At 63.9% G+C, this 18,560-nt stretch carries 16 protein-coding genes; 6 read left to right on the plus strand and 10 right to left on the minus strand.

Annotated elements, in window-relative coordinates; all coding sequences use genetic code 11:
- Positions 1-7: 7 nt before the first annotated feature.
- The 5 genes from J2X09_RS18285 to J2X09_RS18305 all read left to right on the plus strand — a co-directional run bounded on the left by J2X09_RS18285 (position 8) and on the right by J2X09_RS18305 (position 7,542).
- A complete protein-coding gene (locus J2X09_RS18285) occupies positions 8-1,513 on the plus strand; it encodes a sigma-54-dependent transcriptional regulator (protein WP_204734600.1) in 1,506 nt (501 codons plus the stop codon).
- Positions 1,500-2,114, plus strand: a complete 615-nt coding sequence (ampD, locus tag J2X09_RS18290) for a 1,6-anhydro-N-acetylmuramyl-L-alanine amidase AmpD (RefSeq protein WP_204734601.1) — start codon at positions 1,500-1,502, stop codon at positions 2,112-2,114. Before J2X09_RS18285 ends, ampD begins: the two co-directional genes overlap by 14 nt.
- Before the next feature lie 508 nt (positions 2,115-2,622).
- Positions 2,623-5,484: a ribonucleoside-diphosphate reductase subunit alpha gene (locus J2X09_RS18295; protein WP_310309021.1), complete on the plus strand. Its 2,862-nt coding sequence runs from the start codon at positions 2,623-2,625 to the stop codon at positions 5,482-5,484.
- A 141-nt stretch (positions 5,485-5,625) separates the two neighbouring features.
- Complete coding sequence (locus J2X09_RS18300) at positions 5,626-6,822, plus strand: ribonucleotide-diphosphate reductase subunit beta (protein WP_204734603.1); 1,197 nt, start codon at positions 5,626-5,628, stop codon at positions 6,820-6,822.
- Positions 6,823-7,050: 228 nt separating this feature from the next.
- Positions 7,051-7,542 carry a histone H1-like DNA-binding protein gene (locus tag J2X09_RS18305; RefSeq protein WP_204734729.1) on the plus strand — a complete coding sequence of 164 codons (492 nt, stop codon included), beginning with the start codon at positions 7,051-7,053 and terminating at the stop codon, positions 7,540-7,542.
- A gap of 55 nt (positions 7,543-7,597) precedes the next feature.
- Here J2X09_RS18305 and J2X09_RS18310 read toward each other — a convergent pair whose 3' ends face one another.
- The 7 genes from J2X09_RS18310 to J2X09_RS18340 form a co-directional block, all read right to left on the minus strand.
- A complete protein-coding gene (locus J2X09_RS18310) occupies positions 7,598-8,488 on the minus strand; it encodes a carbohydrate kinase family protein (RefSeq protein ID WP_204734604.1) in 891 nt (296 codons plus the stop codon).
- A 14-nt stretch (positions 8,489-8,502) separates the two neighbouring features.
- Complete coding sequence (locus tag J2X09_RS18315) at positions 8,503-9,660, minus strand: DUF3426 domain-containing protein (RefSeq protein ID WP_204734730.1); 1,158 nt, start codon at positions 9,658-9,660, stop codon at positions 8,503-8,505.
- A gap of 30 nt (positions 9,661-9,690) precedes the next feature.
- On the minus strand, positions 9,691-10,518 hold the full coding sequence (gene prmA / locus J2X09_RS18320; protein ID WP_310309023.1) for a 50S ribosomal protein L11 methyltransferase: 828 nt from the start codon (positions 10,516-10,518) through the stop codon (positions 9,691-9,693).
- 91 nt (positions 10,519-10,609) lie between these two features.
- Entirely contained in the window at positions 10,610-11,959 is a 1,350-nt protein-coding gene (gene accC, locus J2X09_RS18325) for an acetyl-CoA carboxylase biotin carboxylase subunit (RefSeq protein ID WP_204734605.1), read from the minus strand.
- Positions 11,960-11,975: 16 nt separating this feature from the next.
- A complete protein-coding gene (gene accB, locus J2X09_RS18330; RefSeq protein ID WP_204734606.1) occupies positions 11,976-12,443 on the minus strand; it encodes an acetyl-CoA carboxylase biotin carboxyl carrier protein in 468 nt (155 codons plus the stop codon).
- Positions 12,444-12,674: 231 nt separating this feature from the next.
- Positions 12,675-13,202 carry a TlpA family protein disulfide reductase gene (locus J2X09_RS18335; RefSeq protein WP_204734607.1) on the minus strand — a complete coding sequence of 176 codons (528 nt, stop codon included), beginning with the start codon at positions 13,200-13,202 and terminating at the stop codon, positions 12,675-12,677.
- A complete protein-coding gene (locus J2X09_RS18340) occupies positions 13,199-13,807 on the minus strand; it encodes a hypothetical protein (protein ID WP_204734608.1) in 609 nt (202 codons plus the stop codon). The genes J2X09_RS18335 and J2X09_RS18340 overlap by 4 nt, the downstream gene beginning before the upstream one ends.
- A gap of 88 nt (positions 13,808-13,895) precedes the next feature.
- Between J2X09_RS18340 and mpl the strand changes: the two genes are divergently transcribed.
- Positions 13,896-15,281, plus strand: coding sequence for a UDP-N-acetylmuramate:L-alanyl-gamma-D-glutamyl-meso-diaminopimelate ligase (mpl, locus tag J2X09_RS18345; RefSeq protein ID WP_204734609.1), 1,386 nt, complete (start codon positions 13,896-13,898; stop codon positions 15,279-15,281).
- A gap of 29 nt (positions 15,282-15,310) precedes the next feature.
- Here the strand turns inward: mpl and J2X09_RS18350 are convergent, their stop codons facing one another.
- The 3 genes from J2X09_RS18350 to tldD all read right to left on the minus strand — a co-directional run bounded on the left by J2X09_RS18350 (position 15,311) and on the right by tldD (position 18,516).
- A complete protein-coding gene (locus J2X09_RS18350) occupies positions 15,311-15,631 on the minus strand; it encodes a hypothetical protein (RefSeq protein WP_204734610.1) in 321 nt (106 codons plus the stop codon).
- A 79-nt stretch (positions 15,632-15,710) separates the two neighbouring features.
- A complete protein-coding gene (locus tag J2X09_RS18355) occupies positions 15,711-16,838 on the minus strand; it encodes a 3-deoxy-7-phosphoheptulonate synthase (protein ID WP_204734611.1) in 1,128 nt (375 codons plus the stop codon).
- 217 nt (positions 16,839-17,055) lie between these two features.
- A complete protein-coding gene (gene tldD, locus J2X09_RS18360) occupies positions 17,056-18,516 on the minus strand; it encodes a metalloprotease TldD (RefSeq protein ID WP_204734612.1) in 1,461 nt (486 codons plus the stop codon).
- Positions 18,517-18,560 lie beyond the last annotated feature (44 nt).

The raw sequence follows: 18,560 nt of genomic DNA on the forward strand, positions 1-18,560 counted from the left end.
CAACCCGATGCCCAACGCGCCTTCCCCCGCCTCCGTGCTGGTCGTTGACGACGAGCCCGACCTGCGCACGCTCTACGAGCTGACGTTGTTGCGCGAGGGCCATGCGGTGGTCGCCGCCCCCGATATCACCCAGGCACGGGAATGGCTCGCGCAACAACGCTTCGATGTGGTGATTTCCGACATGCGTCTGCCCGATGGCCTGGGCCTGGATCTGCTGCGCGAAATCGGCGACGCACAGCGCTCAGAGAAATGCATCGTGATCACGGCCTACGGCTCTGCGGAGAACGCGGTGGAATCGCTGAAGGCTGGCGCGTTCGACTACCTCACCAAGCCGGTGGACCTCAAGCAGCTGCGCAGTGCGGTCACGGCCGCCGTGCGAAGCTTGCGCGACCAGCAGGGTGGCGCGCTCAACGGTGCGGCCACTCCGGGCCTGCCACAGGGCGGCGCGACGGGCGATGTATCGCGCAAGCCCGAAGCTCCATCCAGCGGCACGCAATCGCTGCGCCGGATCGTGGGCAACTCACCCAGCATCACCCAGATCAAGTCACGTATCGAAAAGGTGGCCTCCAGCATGGCACCCGTGCTCATCCTGGGCGAATCTGGAACCGGCAAGGAGCTGGTCGCCCGCGCCGTGCACGACTGCAGCCACCGCAACGCCGGGCCCTTTGTCGCGGTCAACTGCGGCGCCATTCCCGAGAACCTCATCGAAGCGGAATTCTTCGGCGCGCGCAAAGGCGCCTACACCGGCGCCACCGCGGACCGCGAGGGGTACTTCCAGGCAGCGCGTGGCGGCACCCTGTTCCTCGACGAGATCGGCGACCTGCCACTGGCCATGCAGGCCAAGCTGCTGCGCGTGATCCAGGAACGCCGGGTGCGTGCACTCGGTGGCGTGCAGGAAGAAGCCGTCGATGTGCGGCTGGTCAGTGCCACGCACCGCGATCTCGGTGGCCTGGTGCAGAGCGGTCAGTTCCGCCAGGACCTGTTCTACCGCCTCAACGTGATCGGATTGCGCACGCCGGCCTTGCGCGAACGCCGTGACGACCTGCCAATGCTGGTGAACGCGCTGCTGGTTCGCCTGTGCGCCGAATCCGGCCAGAATGTGCCATCGCTTTCGCCGCGCGTGCTCGCCTGGTTGCAGTCCCGTGAGCTGCCGGGCAACGTGCGCGAGCTGGAAAACCTGCTGCAGCGCGCCCTCGCCTTGAGCAACGGAGACACGCTCGAACCCGAAGACTTCGGCGAATCCGACGATCTTCCCGAGCAACCGACCCAGCCGGACGAACTGTCACCCACCAGCGGGCATATGGGCGCGTCGACCGCCTCCCCCACGGACATACCGCCCGACCTGCAGACCTACCTGGACGAACAGGAGCGGCAGGTGCTGCTCAAGGCGCTGCGCGAATGCGACTTCAACCGCACGGCGGCGGCGGCCCGGCTGGGCCTGAACCTGCGTCAGATGCGCTATCGCATCCAGCGGCTGGGCATTGCCATGCCCTCGGACGATGACGACACCTGACGAAAGCATGCGAGGCGCCTGGCGCGGTGGCTGGCTGCAGACAGCCCGCCACTGCGCTTCGCCCAACCACGGACCGAGGCCCGAAGGAGCCATCGTCGACCTGATCGTCATCCACTCCATCAGTCTGCCGCCGGGCGTCTACGGCGGCCCTGAGGTGGAACAGCTCTTCACCAACCAGTTGGACTGGAAGGCACACCCCTACTTCGAACAGATCCGCGGCATGGAGGTGTCGTCGCACTTCTTCGTGCGGCGCGATGGAGAAGTCATCCAGTTCGTCGATGCCGACGCGCGGGCCTGGCACGCGGGCCGGTCCTGCTGGCGCGGCCGCAGCAATTGCAACGACGACTCCATCGGCATCGAGCTCGAGGGGCTGGAGGGCGATGTGTTCGAGGTCGCCCAGTACGCGGCGCTCGTCCAGTTGTGCACCCAGCTGGTGCAGCGTTACCCCATCGCGCATGTCGCCGGCCACGAGCACATCGCCCCTGGGCGCAAGCAGGATCCCGGTCCGGGTTTCAGCTGGTCACGTCTGCGAGCAGGTCTTGGCTGGTCAGATGATTTTTTTCCACCCGATGCGTTGCGCCAGAGCATCGCGGGCAACTGATTGCAACGCTGGACGAAGCCGCTTCGCGCCCAAGCCATGAACGGCGCGCCGATCCAAGGCAAATCTGGCTGGAGCGCCCGTCAGCGTTGATCCCACCTCCACAAGGCAAGGCGTCTCGCGCGCTCGACAGCGATCACTTCGTGCATGACATCAACGCGCCATCGATCAATTTCTGTCTAACGTAAAGCGCTTCGCGCATGCCCTCCCTCGATTTTGGGAAAACACTACCCGTAGTGGCTTGAACGTGACATGGACACCAGATATAGTGTTACCTTGTGACGTCCAAAACGTACTCCCACCCGTATCGCCACCCACCGGATGCAGCCCGCCTGGCTGCTGTGGCAATCACCTGTGGCCAACGTTGATACCGGCACCCAGTCACTATGCAGCCATCGGGCAACGCGCACCCGATGCCGTCACCACACAACAATCAAATGAAAGAGGAATCATGCTGACCGCTTCCCCCATCACCACCCCGTCACCCGCCTCCCTGAAGCCTCCTGTCGGCATGCCCGCCGCAGCTTCGCTGGCCGCGAGCAGCTCGGTTTTCTCCAATTACCAGATCATCCGCCGCAACGGTGCCGTGGTGCCGTTCGAGCCCAGCAAGATCGCCGTGGCCATGATGAAGGCGTTCCTGGCGGTGCACGGCACCCAGGGTGCCGCATCGGCCAGCGTGCGCGAAACGGTGGATGAATTGACCCAGAACGTGGCGCGCGCCCTGATGCGCTCGCGCCCGGGCGGCGGCACCTTCCATATTGAAGATGTGCAAGACCAGGTCGAACTCGGCCTGATGCGCAGCGGCCACCACGAAGTCGCCCGCGCCTACGTGCTCTACCGTGAACGCCGCACGCAGGAACGCGCGCACCAGGCGGAAGTGGCTCACCCGACCGAGCCTGTTCTGCACGTGCTCGACGGTGGCCAGCGCGTGCCGCTCGACCTGCCGCGCCTGCAAGGCCTGATCGCCGCCGCCTGCAACGGCCTGGGCAAGGACGTCAAGGCCGAGCCCATCGTCGCTGAAACCAAGCGCAACCTGTACGACGGTGTGCCGATGGAAGAGGTCTACAAAGCCTCCATCCTCGCTGCGCGCACGCTGATCGAGAAGGATCCCGACTACACCTACGCCACCGCGCGCCTGTTGCTGCACACGATCGTCAAGGAAGTGATGGGCGAGGAAGTGCCCGCCGCCGAGATGGGTGCCCGCTATGCCGAGAACTTCCCGCAGTTCATCAAGAAGGGCGTCGACAACGACCTGCTCGACGAGAAGCTGCTGCAGTTCGACCTGGCCCGCCTGGGCGCGGCACTCAAGCCCGAGCGTGACCTGCAATTTGACTACCTCGGCCTGCAGACCCTGTACGACCGCTACTTCCTGCACGTGCGCAAGACGCGCATCGAGCTGCCGCAATCTTTCTTCATGCGCGTGGCCATGGGCCTGTCGCTCAACGAGATCGACCGCGAAGCCCGCGCCATCGAGTTCTACGAGGTGCTCTCCAGGTTTGATTTCATGTCGTCCACGCCCACGTTGTTCAACAGCGGTACGCTGCGCTCGCAGCTCTCCAGCTGCTACCTGACCACCGTGCCCGACGACCTCGACGGTATCTACGAGTCGATCAAGGAAAACGCGCTGCTGTCCAAGTTTGCAGGTGGCCTGGGCAACGACTGGACGCGCGTGCGCGCCCTGGGCTCCCACATCAAGGGCACCAACGGCGAGTCGCAGGGCGTCGTGCCGTTCCTGAAAGTGGTGAACGACACCGCCGTGGCCGTCAACCAAGGCGGCAAGCGCAAGGGCGCGGTCTGCACCTACCTGGAAACCTGGCACCTCGACATCGAAGAATTCCTGGAGCTGCGCAAGAACACCGGCGACGACCGCCGCCGCACGCACGACATGAACACGGCGAACTGGATTCCCGACCTGTTCATGAAGCGCGTGCTGGAAAAGGGCGAGTGGAGCCTGTTCTCGCCCTCCAACACCCCGGACCTGCACGACAAGTTCGGTGCGGACTTCGAGAAGGCCTACGTGGCCTACGAGGAAAAGGCCGCACGCGGCGAAATCAAGCCCTACCGCAAGGTGCCCGCCAGCGACCTGTGGCGCAAGATGCTCTCGATGCTGTTCGAGACCGGCCACCCCTGGATCACCTTCAAGGACGCCTGCAACGTGCGCAGCCCGCAGCAGCACGCCGGCGTCGTCCACAGCTCCAACCTCTGCACCGAGATCACGCTGAACACCAGCGACACCGAAACCGCGGTCTGCAACCTGGGATCGGTCAACCTGCTCAACCACGTCAAGCTGGGCAACGACGGTGCCAAGGTGCTGGACCACGAAAAGCTGCAGGCGACCATCAAGACCGCCATGCGCATGCTCGACAACGTGATCGACATCAACTACTACGCGGTGAAGAAGGCGCGCGATTCCAACATGCGCCACCGCCCGGTGGGCCTGGGTGTGATGGGCTTCCAGGACGCGCTGTATGAACTGCGCATCCCCTACGCCTCCAATGAAGCGGTGGAATTCGCTGATCGCTCGATGGAAGCCGTCTGCTACTACGCCTACTGGGCTTCGACCGAGCTTGCCCGCGAGCGCGGCCGTTACGCCAGCTACCGCGGTTCGCTGTGGGACAAGGGCATCCTCCCGCCCGACACACTGGACCTGCTCGCCCGTGAGCGCGGTGGCTATGTGGACGTGGACCGCTCCAGCAGCCTGGACTGGGACGCCCTGCGCCAGAAGATCGCCGCCGATGGCATGCGCAATTCCAACTGCGTGGCCATCGCACCGACCGCGACCATCTCCAACATCATCGGCGTGGACGCGTCCATCGAGCCCTGCTTCGGCAACCTCTCGGTGAAGTCCAACCTCTCGGGCGAGTTCACCGTCATCAACAGCTACCTGGTGAAGGATCTCAAGCGCCTGGGCCTGTGGGACGACGTGATGGTCATGGACCTCAAGCACTTCGATGGCTCGCTGCGTCCGATCGACCGTGTGCCGCAAGACGTGAAGGCGCTTTACGCCACGGCCTTTGAAGTGGAGCCGCTGTGGTTGGTGGAAGCCGCCGCACGCCGCCAGAAATGGATCGATCAGGCACAGAGCCTGAACATCTACATGGCCGGCGCATCGGGCAAGAAGCTCGACGACACCTACAAGCTGGCATGGCTGCGCGGCCTCAAGACCACGTATTACCTGCGCACCACGTCGGCCACGCAGATCGAGAAATCCACGGGCCGCACCGGCCAGCTCAATGCAGTCTCGGTCGGCAACACCAGCCCCGTCGCGGCTTCGGCAGCGGTGGCCCCGACTGCGGACAGCACCGATATGAAGCCTGCAACCGACATCAAATTCTGCGCAATTGACGACCCGGGTTGTGAAGCCTGTCAGTGATTTCGAGCGTCGTGCGTGCATGTTTTGTGATGTTCATTGAATGCAATTCGATGCAACACCGCAACACAAAATGTGCGCATATCGCCTGATCACTTTGCATTTCATGCACACACTTTCATAATCCGCACATTGGAAACCTCTATGTTGACCTGGGACGATCACACCACGCCCTCATCGAAGCCAGCGAACAGCCCACTGCCCACCGGCATGTCGGGCCTGCAAGCCTCACTGTCCTCACCATCCGGTGAGCGCGCCGCCACCCCTTCCGCTTCGATCAACACCGCGGCCACACCGAAGGCCGCAGCAGCTCAGCCTTCGGTGCGTCGCGTCAATGCGGCTGACAAGCGCATCATCAACGGCCAGACCGACGTCAACCAGTTGGTGCCATTCAAATACAAGTGGGCCTGGGAAAAGTATCTCGCCACCTGCGCCAACCACTGGATGCCGCAGGAAGTGAACATGAGCCGCGACATTGCGCTCTGGAAAGATCCCAATGGTCTGACGGAAGACGAACGCCGCATCGTCAAGCGCAATCTTGGCTTCTTCGTGACCGCCGACTCGCTCGCCGCCAACAACATCGTGCTGGGCACCTACCGCCACATCACGGCGCCCGAGTGCCGCCAGTTCCTGCTGCGCCAGGCTTTCGAGGAAGCCATCCACACGCACGCCTACCAGTACATCGTGGAGTCGCTCGGTCTGGATGAGTCCGAGATCTTCAACGCGTACAACGAAGTCGATTCGATCCGCGCCAAGGATGAGTTCCTGATTCCCTTCATCGAAGCGATCATGGACCCGGACTTCCACACCGGCACGCCAGAGACCGACCAGCGCCTGCTCAAGAGCCTGATCGTGTTTGCCTGCCTGATGGAAGGCCTGTTCTTCTATGTCGGCTTCACGCAGATTCTGGCGCTGGGTCGCCAGAACAAGATGACTGGCGCTGCCGAGCAGTATCAGTACATCCTGCGCGACGAGTCCATGCACTGCAACTTCGGCATCGATCTGATCAACGCGATCAAGATGGAGAATCCGATGCTCTGGACCGCCGAGTTCAAGGCAGAGATCAAGGAGCTGTTCCTCAAGGCCGTCGAACTGGAGTACCGCTATGCCGAGGACACCATGCCGCGCGGCGTGCTCGGCATGAACGCGTCGATGTTCAAGGGTTATCTGCGCTACATTGCCAACCGCCGCGCCACGCAGATAGGCCTTGAGCCCCTGTTTCCGAACGAAGAGAACCCGTTCCCCTGGATGAGCGAGATGATCGACCTCAAGAAGGAACGCAATTTCTTCGAAACGCGTGTGATCGAATACCAGACCGGCGGGGCGTTGTCCTGGGACTGATTTCCCATAACTGCCAGAGCCGCATTGCCCGTATCGACCAAGAACATGATTTCCGTACATACAGAACCCTGTCACCGACGCGCAGACGCCGGGAACAGGGTTTTGTCACAGGATTCAAATCCTTGGGGCCAGCCGTGGATGCATCCACACGGCCCCAGGGCGTTGAATCACTTCACCGGCAACAAGGCTGGATGAAGTGCTCTTTGCAACTTGATCAAGGAGAAAACAATGGCAACTGCAAAAAAAGCCCCGGCCAAGAAGGCCGCACCGGCTAAGAAGGCTCCGGCCAAGAAACCTGCTGCGAAGAAGGCAGCACCGGCGAAGAAGGCACCGGCCAAGAAGGTCGCTGCCAAGAAGGCACCGGCGAAGAAGGTCGCTGCCAAGAAGGCAGCACCGGCGAAGAAGGTTGCGGCCAAGAAGGTCGTCGCCAAGAAGGCACCGGCGAAGAAAGCCGCTGCCAAGAAAGCGCCGGCGAAGAAGGTCGTCGCCAAGAAGGCCGCGCCCAAGAAGGCTGCTGCCAAGAAAGCGCCGGCGAAGAAAGCCGCTGCGAAAAAGGCTCCTGCCAAAAAGGCCGCTGCGAAGAAGGCCCCTGCGAAGAAGGCAGCCCCAGCAAAAAAAGCTGAGCCGGCCAAGAAGCCGGCAGCCCCTGCTGCTCCTGCGGCGCAGACGAAACTCAACCCTCAGGCTGCCTGGCCGTTCCCCACGTCCAGCAAGCCCTGAGTCTCTCGTTGAGATGACCTGCAAGCCCGGCGCGAAAGCGCCGGGCTTTTTTTTGTCAGTTCGTCAGCGTGTAGTTCTGGCCGCCCCGGCTGGCGATCTTCACCGCACCCATGCGGTTGCCGAGTTCAGCGCATCGCTGCAGCGGCCAGCCCTGCTCCAGCCCATGCAGCAGGGCGGCACGGAACGCATCGCCGCAACCGGTGGGGTCCACCACCGACGTGGCGGCAACACCCGCCACCCGCACCTTCGCCGCGCCGCCGTCCCACACGTCACAACCTTCCGCACCCAATGTGACGATCATCCCGCGCACACTCGCCGCGATCTCATCCAGGGTGAGACCGGTGCGCTCACTCAGCATCTGGGCTTCGTAGTCGTTCAGAGTGACCCAGCTAGCCAGCTCGATGAACTGCCGCAACTCCTCGCCATTGAACATCGGCAGGCCCTGTCCGGGGTCGAACACGAAGGGCACACCGGCATCGTGCAGCTGACGCGCGTGCGAGAGCATCGCATCGCGGCCATCGGGAGAGATGATGGCCACCGCAATGTCGCTCCGCGGAGGCACAGGGTTCTCGTGCGCCATCGACATGGCGCCCGGGTGGAACGCGGTGATCTGGTTGTTGTCGCGGTCCGTCATGATCATGGCCTGCGCGGTGTAGCTGTCCGCGTCCGACAACACGTGGCGCGTGTCCACCCCGAGCGTGCGCAGCCGCTCCAGGTATTCGCCTCCATCGTTTCCAAGCATCGCCAATGGCACGGCCTGCGCGCCCAGCTGGCGCAAACCATATGCGATATTGCCCGCGCAGCCCCCATATTCACGGCGCAAACCCGGCACCAGAAACGACACATTGAGAATGTGCAATTGACTCGGCAGGATCTGCTCGGCGAAACGGCCTTCGAAGGTCATGATGGTGTCAAAGGCGAGCGAACCGCAAACAAGAATGGGCATGGAGTGTTTCCGTATCAGGGGTAGAAAACCAGGGCGTTGTAACCGGCCATGGGAGTGTCGTCGCCGAGGGCGAGCGACAGCCGGAAGTTGATCGTGACCGATGCCTGTGCCGGCAGCAGGGCCGGCGCATCGGGCCACTCGTCAGGGAGGAAGACGCGGCGCGAGATCACGCCACCGCCAATGTCGGTCAGACTCAGCTCGAGTGCCGGCACGGCCAGCGCCATCGGCGCCGTGTTCTTGAGCACGAGGTCGAACGAGTAGAAATTGCCCAGGCGCCGCACCAGCGACGTGCTGTCGATGACGATGGCATCGATGCGGCGCACGGGCGCCAGCTTGCAGCCCAGGTGGTTGCAGACCTGCTGCAGCATGGGTTGCAGCTCAGGCCGCCACGCGGCCAGCCGATCCCGTTCGTGCACAGCCCACTGTCCAGCGAACAGCGCCACCAGAACCAGCGTGAGCGAAGCCAATGTGGCGCGCATACCGCGCGAAGACCAGAAGGCCTGACGCTGGGCCTGGCGCACGAACCCCGGCACGGGGTCGGTGGCATCGGGTTGAGCGGGTGGTTGTTCCTCTGCATCCTGTGCCTCCTGCGGCGCGGGTGCCTCTGGCATCACCGAGACGGCAGCATCAGCGCCCGCCTCCGCCACCACCGGGCTGGCGCCCCCTTCCTTCAACCGTCCGAGGCCGGCCGCAAAGCGCTTCAACTCGGCCTGGAAGTCAGATTCCGCGTCGTCGGCAACTGGCTCGCTGATGGGTGCGACACTGAAAGGTGGAGGCATGGTCTCGACCGCACGCTCGTCCATGGAGGCCTCTGCGGACTCCCACATCGGCTCATCGAGCAAGACATCCGGCGTCAATTCCTGCCGAGAATCGACCTCGCCCGGCTCATGGTTGAGCTCATCGGCGAGCTCCACATGCGGATCCAGCTCGGGCTCGAGCGGAGGTTCGGGATCAGGCTCTGCTGCGGGTCCGGGCTCGGGTTCCGGCGCGGCGGCCAAGAACTCCTCGGACGCCGGCTCCTCACCTGGTGGAATCCAGGGCTGAAGGTAGAGCGTGGCATCGAACACATCGGCACAATGCCCGCAACGCACCCAGCCTTCGGAGATCTTCAGCTGGTCGGCAACGACCCTGAACATCGTTCCGCACGAGGGGCAACGGGTGGTGAAACTCATGCGCCGATTATCGCGGGCGCGGCAGCGGCTTCAGGCCTTGACGGCGGTCATGAGGATCCAGCCATCCTCTTCGTCGCTGACCTGCAACGTCACCCAGGGGGCGTAGGCTTCGATCAGCTCTTCGGCCTGACGCGCCAGGATGCCGGCCAGCACCAGATGGCCGCCTGCGCGAACATGCGAACAGAGCAGCGGCGCGAGCACCTTCAATGGCGTGGCCAGAATGTTGGCCAGCACCAGATCGTGCTCGCCACGCGCCCGATCCGGCAGACCTGCGGACAGGATGGCGTTGTTGGCCTCGGCATTGAGCTGGGTCGACTCCACCGCCGCCGGGTCGATGTCCACCGCCACGATCTCACGTGCACCGAACTTGGCTGCACCGATCGCCAGAATGCCCGAACCACAGCCGTAGTCCAGCACATGCGGACCAACAGGACCGTGTTGTGCAATCCAGCGCAGGCACATCCGCGTGGTCGGGTGCGTGCCGGTGCCGAAGGCCAATCCCGGATCGAGCCGGATGACCTGCTGCGCGGCCGCCGGGGGTTCGTGCCAGCTCGGCACGATCCAGAAGCTGGGCGTGATCTCCACCGGCTCGAACTGCGATTGCGTGAGCCGGACCCAGTCCTGCTCGAGCACCGCACGCACACCCTGCACGGCACATCCTTCAAAAAAATCCTGGGCCGACAGCAGGCGCGCCGCCTCCCGCGCCGCAGCGTCGGTCGGGAACAAGGCCACCAGGCGTGAACGCTGCCACCCTTCCTTGGGCGGCGGCATGCCGGGCTCGCCGAACATCGCCGTCTCCGCATCGGTCATCGCGTCGGCGTCTTCCACCGAGACGCTGAGCGCATCGAGCGCCACCATCGCGTCGCTCACGTCGTCCACAGCCGCCTCCGAGACCAGAAGAACCAGCTCAAAAAGGCACCCAGCTGGCGGCTGGGTCAGCAGGGAGGCTTCAGCGCTCACGTTGCGACAGCCACTCTTCCAGGTAGTGGATGTTGGTCCCGCCGGTCACGAAATTGGCGTCCACCATCAACTCGCGATGCAGCGGGATATTGGTGCTGATGCCTTCGATCACGGTCTCGGCCAACGCCGTGCGCATGCGGGCCAATGCCTGCTCGCGCGTATCGCCATGCACGATGATCTTGCCGATCATCGAGTCGTAGTTGGGCGGCACGAAGTAGTTCGCGTAGGCGTGCGAATCCACCCGGACGCCCGGGCCACCCGGTGCATGCCAGGTCGTGATGCGGCCTGGCGAAGGCGTGAACTTGTATGGATCTTCCGCGTTGATGCGGCACTCGATGGCATGGCCACGCAGCTCGATCTGGCGCTGCGTGAAAGGCAGCTTCTCCCCCGCGGCCACTGCAATCTGGGTGCGCACGATGTCGACGCCGGTAATCCACTCGGTCACAGGGTGCTCGACCTGCACGCGGGTGTTCATCTCGATAAAGTAGAACTCGCCGTTCTCGAACAGGAACTCGAAGGTACCTGCTCCGCGATAGCCGATCTTCTTGCAGGCAGCCGCGCAGCGCTCGCCAATCTTCTCGATCAACCGACGAGGAATACCGGGCGCTGGCGCCTCTTCGATCACCTTCTGGTGACGGCGCTGCATGGAGCAGTCGCGCTCCCCCAGATACACCGCGTTGCGATGCTGGTCGGCAAGAACCTGGATCTCGATATGCCGAGGGTTCTGGAGAAACTTCTCCATGTAGACCTCGGGATTGCCGAAAGCCGCACCGGCTTCTGCCTTCGTGGTCTGCACCGCATGCAGCAGAGCCGCTTCAGTGTGCACCACGCGCATGCCACGTCCGCCGCCGCCGCCGGCTGCCTTGATGATGACGGGATAGCCCACGGCTTTCGCGGTGCGCTTGATCACCACGGGATCATCGGGCAATGCCCCCTCGGAGCCCGGCACGCAGGGCACGCCGGCGCGGATCATGGCCTGCTTGGCCGACACCTTGTCGCCCATCATGCGGATCGAGTCGGGCGTCGGACCGATGAACGTGAAGCCGCTCTTCTCGACGCGCTCGGCGAAATCGGCGTTCTCCGACAGGAAGCCGTAGCCAGGATGGATGGCTTCGGCATCGGTCACCTCGGCCGCCGAAATGATGGCCGGCATGCTGAGATAGCTCTGGGCGCTCTGTGCCGGGCCAATGCAGACCGCCTCGTCGGCCAGGCGCACGTACTTGGCGTCGCGGTCGGCCTCGGAATACACCATCACCGCCTTGATGCCCATTTCCCGGCAGGCGCGCTGGATACGCAACGCGATCTCCCCCCGGTTGGCGATCAGGATTTTCTTGAACATGGGCTCGGAGCCTTCTTTATTCGATCACGTACAGCGGTTGGCCGTACTCCACAGCCTGACCGTTTTCCACCAGGATCTGGGTCACGGTGCCCGATTTGTCGGCTTCGATTTCATTGAGGATCTTCATGGCCTCGACGATGCAGATCGTCTCGCCTTCCTTGATGGTGTCGCCCACTTCGACAAAGGGCTTGGCGCCCGGGCTGGACGCGCGGTAGAACGTACCGACCATGGGTGACTTCACGGTATGACCGGCAGGCGCAGCAGGCGTTGCTGCGACGGCGGGCGCGGCAGAGGCCGCTTCCACCGCAGGCACCACCGTGGGAGCCACGGGCGCAGGCGCCATGCTGTAGGTGATGGGAGCGGCGGCCACGACCGGAGCGCTCTTGACGATGCGTACCTTGCCTTCGGCCTCGGTGATTTCGAGCTCGGACACGTTCGACTCGGACACGAGATCGATCAGTGTCTTCAGTTTTCTTAAATCCATGATTTCTCCAACGAAGATCGGTCAAGTTGATCTAAAAGCACTCAATTTCATTGAAATAATAGGTGCATCAACCCGCCGGGGTGCCGCAGTGTACACGAACGGACCGGCTGTCCAACCCCGCGCCCGTGAGGGTCTTGAGGCGCGGAGAAGCGCCATCAACCTCGGGCTGTTCTTGTAGAAGGGAGGAATTTACCCCTTTTTCGGATCACGTTCGCGCGGATTGACGAAAGGTCACCCGAGCTCTGCCCACTGGGCCAGATCTGTCTCGGATACCTTCCCGATCTTGCGATGAAGAATCGCGCCGTCGGTGCCGAACACAACGGTATACGGCAAGGCACCGGTGGGATTGCCCAGACTCTTGCTGAGCTCGGTGCCGGCAAAGCCGGCCATGCCGACCGGGAACCGGAGGGGAAGCTTCTGCATGAAGCCGCGCACTGCGCTGGGCTGGTCCACCGCCAGACCGACCACCTGCCACCCCCGTGCGGCATGTGCCGCATGAAACTGGTTCAGAAGCGGCAATTCCTCCACGCAGGGGGGGCACCAGGTCGCCCAGAAATTCACCAGCAAGGGTTTGCCCCGGAAGTCGGCCATGCGCAGGGATTCCCCGTTCGGCCCATCGAACGAGCCAGCCCAGAATGCGGTCTCGGCCTCGCTCATCACAGGCTGAAGCTGGAAGCGGTGCGTGGCCACCAGAGCGCCAGCGCCGCCAGCAGCCACTGCCACCCCCGCCATCCAGAGGGTTCTTCGCTTCAGGCTCATGCCACGGCCTCCCCAGCCAGCAGCCGGCGCAAGGCAGCCACATCCCCCCTGGGCTTTCGCCCCTGCGCATCGGGCTTGAGGGCTCCCCGAAGATCGTCCAGGTCGTGCACCATGAGGTGCACCAACACCCACTGCCCCAGCGTTTCGCTGCGGGCGCGCAATGTCAGCGCTTCCACCGGCTCGCCCCTCCAACCATTCACCGTGCCGGGGTGGTACTCGACACGATGGTCGAGCAATGTCCATTCAGGTGCCTTGGGGTCGTCGCAGAACAACTGGAGATAGATATCGCTGTGCCTCGTCGCCGTCCCATGCCACACCGAACCGCCGAGATGAGGGCGGAAGATCTGCAGACGGTCCATCCACAGCAGTGCCAGCTCACGCAGCGCCTGCAGTTCCACGGACTGGGTTTCGGCGCAGAACACGGCAATGTCCTCGCGCACCGCCACTTCCAGCATCACGTTGTCAGGAAGCGGTGTGCGGGCCGGCAAACCCAGCTGCTTGACCGCGCGCCGCTTGGCTGCAGCGTACTCCAGGCCCTCCTCGACAACCAGCCGGGCGGCCACGGCAGCGATTTCATGGAGGGTGTCATCTCGGGTGGCGTCCATGGGAGGATTGTGCCGCGTCATCGAGATCCGCATCGAGCCCGCCGGCCATACCCTCGAAAGCGGTGTGCACGCCCCCTAGAATCCCGGGATGCACATACACATTCTGGGCATCTGCGGCACCTTCATGGGGGGGCTCGCCGCCCTGGCCCGCGAAGCCGGCCACCGCGTGACCGGCTGCGATGCCGGCGTTTATCCGCCCATGAGCGATCAGTTGCGCGCCCTGGGCATCGATCTGGTCGAAGGCTTCGGTGCCGATCAGCTGGCGTTCAAACCCGACATGTTCGTGATCGGCAACGTGGTCAGCCGAGTCCGCCAACCCGACGGCACCCCCAGGTTCCCGCTGATGGAAGCCATCATGGACAGCGGCGCGCCTTTCACCAGCGGCCCCCAGTGGCTGGCGGAGCATGTGCTCCAAGGCCGCCATGTGCTGGCCGTTGCCGGCACCCATGGCAAGACCACCACGACGGGCATGCTGACCTGGATACTGGAAGCCAGCGGCCTGCAGCCAGGTTTCCTGATCGGCGGCGTCCCGATGAACTTCGGCGTGTCGGCCCGTCTGGGCCAGGGCCATGTGTTCACCATCGAAGCCGATGAGTACGACACGGCCTTCTTCGATAAGCGCAGCAAATTCGTCCACTACAGGCCACGCACCGCCGTTCTGAACAACCTGGAGTTCGATCACGCCGACATCTTCGATGACCTGGCAGCGATCGAGCGCCAGTTCCACCATCTCGTTCGCACCGTTCCTTCCAGCGGGCGTGTGATCGTGAACGGACTGGAAGACAGCCTGGAGCGCGTGCTGCACAAAGGGCTCTGGAGCGAGGTACGCAGCTTTGGGGCGGCGGTGAGCGACTTCACCGCCCACGGCGAGCCACATGCGTTCGACGTGCTCCGCCATGGCATGCCCGTGGGCCGCGTGGAGTGGGCACTGACCGGCGTGCACAACCAGCTCAACGCGCTGGCGGCCATTGCGGCAGCCGAGCACGTCGGCGTATCGCCGGCCGATGCCGCTCGTGCGCTGGGCAGCTTCCAGAATGTGCGCCGGCGCATGGAAATTCGTGGCACCGTGGCGCGCACCGGAGGTGCGATCACGGTCTATGACGACTTCGCCCATCATCCCACCGCCATCCGCACCACGCTCGATGGACTGCAGCGCAAGCTGGGCAGTCCGCGTGGGCGCATCCTGGCGGTGTTCGAGCCGCGCAGCAACACGATGAAACTGGGCACCATGAAGTCCCAGTTGCCATGGAGCCTGGAAGCGGCCGATCTGGCGTTCTGCCATGCAGGCGGGCTCGACTGGGACGCGGCGGAAGCCCTTGCCCCCATGGGTTCACGCGCCCAGGTGGGCCGGAATATCGATGAGCTGGTGCACCAGGTGACCGCAGCCGCTCTGCCAGGCGACCACATCGTGTGCATGAGCAACGGCGGCTTCGGCGGTATCCACGACCGCCTGCTGAAGTCGCTGGCTGGCTGATCTCATCGCAGGGGCTGGCCACACCCCTGTCAGTATGAGAGCGAGTGCCGGGGCACGTCGATCGACACCACGGGCTTGGCCAGCGCCGCACTCGCGGCGCGGGCGAAGGCCATGGCCCAATGGCGGTGAGCGGCATCCCGGAAGAAGCCCTCTCCGGCCGCCTCGGCCACACAAAGAATCTTGTCTGCCGTCAGCACCTTGCCCGTGGGCCGGATCGGGTCACAGCCGAGGACGGTGAATTGCTCGTCGAGCCAGGCGCGGGCGAGGTCGTGCGGCATGGGTTGCACTTCTTCGAGATCGAACGGGTAGCTGGCGGAGTCGCCCCAGCTCACGGTCACTTGGCTGCGCATGTCGGATTCTCCTGATCAATCTTCTGCAGCATTGTGGCCCGTGCGCCAATTGCGATCCACCCCGTGAAAGCCCGCGGACTTATCCGGCACGAGCGGTCCGCACTGCGGTTGACAGCATCTCCAGAGCCTGCAGCGAATCGTCCCAGCCCAGACACGCGTCGGTGATGCTCTGACCGTATTTGAGTCCGCGCACGTCATCTTTCCCAGGGGTGAATTTCTGCGCACCCGCTTCGATGTGGCTCTCGATCATCACGCCGAAGATGCTGCGCGATCCACCCACGATCTGGCCCGCGATGTCACGAGCCACCTCGAGCTGTTTTTCGTGCTGCTTGCTGCTGTTGGCATGGCTGCAATCGACCATCAGGCGCGCGGGCAGCCTGGCCGCCTCGAGCTCCTTCACCGACGCAGCGACGCTCGCAGCGTCGTAGTTCGGCGTCTTGCCACCGCGCAGGATCACGTGGCAGTCCTTGTTGCCATTGGTCTGCACGATGGCTACCTGGCCATTCTTGTGCACCGAGAGGAAGTGGTGGCCACGCGAAGCCGCCTGGATCGCATCGGTCGCGATCTTGATGTTGCCGTCCGTGCCATTCTTGAAGCCGATCGGGGCGGACAGGCCCGACGCCAGCTCGCGGTGCACCTGGCTTTCGGTGGTGCGCGCGCCGATCGCCCCCCAGGCAATCAGGTCGCCGATGTACTGCGGCGAGATCACGTCCAGGAATTCGCTGCCGGCCGGCAGACCCAGCCGGTTGATTTCGATCAGCAGCTGGCGCGCGATGCGCAGGCCCTCGTCGATGCGGTAACTCTCGTCCAGGTACGGGTCGTTGATCAACCCCTTCCAGCCCACCGTGGTGCGCGGCTTCTCGAAATAGACGCGCATCACGATCTCCAGCGTGTTGGCGTACTTTTCACGCAAGGGCTTGAGGCGGCGCGCGTAGTCCACTGCTGCCGCCGGATCGTGGATCGAGCACGGTCCGATCACGACCAGCAGGCGATCGTCCTGCCCGTGCAGGATGCGGTGGATGCGCTGGCGGGTCTCGCTGATGAGCGACTCGACCGGGGTTCCGCCAATGGGGAAAAAGCGGATCAGGTGTTCGGGAGGCGGAAGCACGGTGATGTCCTTGATGCGTTCGTCGTCGGTCTGGCTGGTTTTGTCGACAGGACGGGCATGCCAGGCGTCGCTGCTGGCGGGGGCGTTCTTGACGGTCATCACATGGCTCCTGGGTAGGCTTGGTTAGAAAAAAGTATCGGTGGGGCAAAAAAAAACCGCCGGGCTTGGAGCTCCGGCGGTTGTTTCGAGATTCGGTGATGCGCTTACAGCTTCGCCTCTCGTCCGCCGGGGACTGAGAACCAAAAATAAAAGGCAAAAAAGGCGAAGCGCAGGGTCATGGGAGCGGAATGTAGCACAAGCAACTGACAGTTCAATCTCAGGCCGTTCCGCCCACGGTGAGACCGTCGATGCGCAAGGTTGGCTGGCCCACGCCCACCGGCACGCTCTGGCCTTCCTTGCCGCAGGTGCCGACTCCGCTGTCGAGCCTCATGTCGTCGCCGATCATGCTCACACGGGTCAGTGCGTCCGGGCCGTTGCCCACCAGCGTGGCCCCCTTCACCGGGTACTGGATCTGGCCGTTTTCGACCCAGTAGGCCTGGCTGGCCGAGAACACGAACTTGCCACTGGTGATGTCGACCTGGCCACCGCCGAAATTGGTGGCGTACAGCCCCTTCTTGATGCTGGCCACGATCTCCTCGGGTGCCTTGTCACCACCGAGCATGTAGGTGTTGGTCATGCGCGGCATGGGCACATGGGCGTAGCTTTCGCGGCGGCCGTTGCCGGTGGGCTTCACACCCATCAGGCGCGCGTTCATCGCATCCTGGATATAGCCACGCAGGATGCCGTCCTCGATCAGCACATTGCGCTGCGAGGCATGGCCTTCGTCGTCCACGTTGAGCGAGCCTCGGCGGTCGGCAATGGTGCCGTCATCCAGCACCGTCACACCCTTGGCCGCCACGCGCTGGCCGATCTTGCCGGAGAAGGCGCTCGAGCCCTTGCGATTGAAGTCGCCCTCCAACCCGTGGCCCACGGCCTCGTGCAGCAGGATGCCTGGCCAGCCTGAACCGAGCACGACCACCATCTCGCCGGCGGGGGCGGGCCGGGCGTCGAGGTTGGTCAGCGCATACGACACCGCTTCGTCCACGTACGACTGCACCACGCCGTCATCGAAGTAAGCCAGCCCGAAACGGCCACCGCCACCGGACGAACCGGCTTCGCGCCGACCCGCCTGCTCGGCGATCACCGTCACCGACAGACGGATCAGCGGCCGCACATCAGCCGCCAGGGTGCCATCGGCACGGGCGACCAGCACCACGTCGTACTCACTGGCCAGGCCGGCCATGACCTGCTTGACGCGCGGGTCCTTGGCCTTGGCCATGCGCTCCACCTTTTCCAGCAGCGCCACCTTCGCGGTGCTGTCCAGCGTGGCGATCGGATCCAGGCTGGGGTAGAGAGAGCGCGACTTGGGCACCTTCACCGTCGGAACACGCGCCTTGCGACCCTGCCCCTGCGCGGAAATCGAGCGCACGGTGTGGGCGGCATCGATGAGGGAATCCCATGACAGGTCGTCGGAATAGGCGAACGCCGTCTTCTCGCCGCTGACAGCACGCACACCCACACCCTGGTCGATGCTGAAACTGCCCGTCTTGACAATGCCTTCCTCCAGGCTCCAGCCTTCGCTGCGTGTGGTCTGGAAGTAGAGATCGGCATCGTCGACACCGTGAGACATGATCTCGCCGAGCGCACGCTGGAGGTGCGTCGGGCTCAGGCCGAACGGTTCGAGCAGCAGGCTTTGGGCGGTGGCCAGGCGGGCCAGGGTGGGTTCGCGTGAAATCATCGGGCCATTGTAAGAACCCCGGCCCCACACACGAGCACCAGGGT

It is taken from the genome of Hydrogenophaga laconesensis, assembly GCF_031457235.1.
In the GTDB taxonomy this organism is placed as follows: domain Bacteria; phylum Pseudomonadota; class Gammaproteobacteria; order Burkholderiales; family Burkholderiaceae_C; genus Hydrogenophaga; species Hydrogenophaga laconesensis.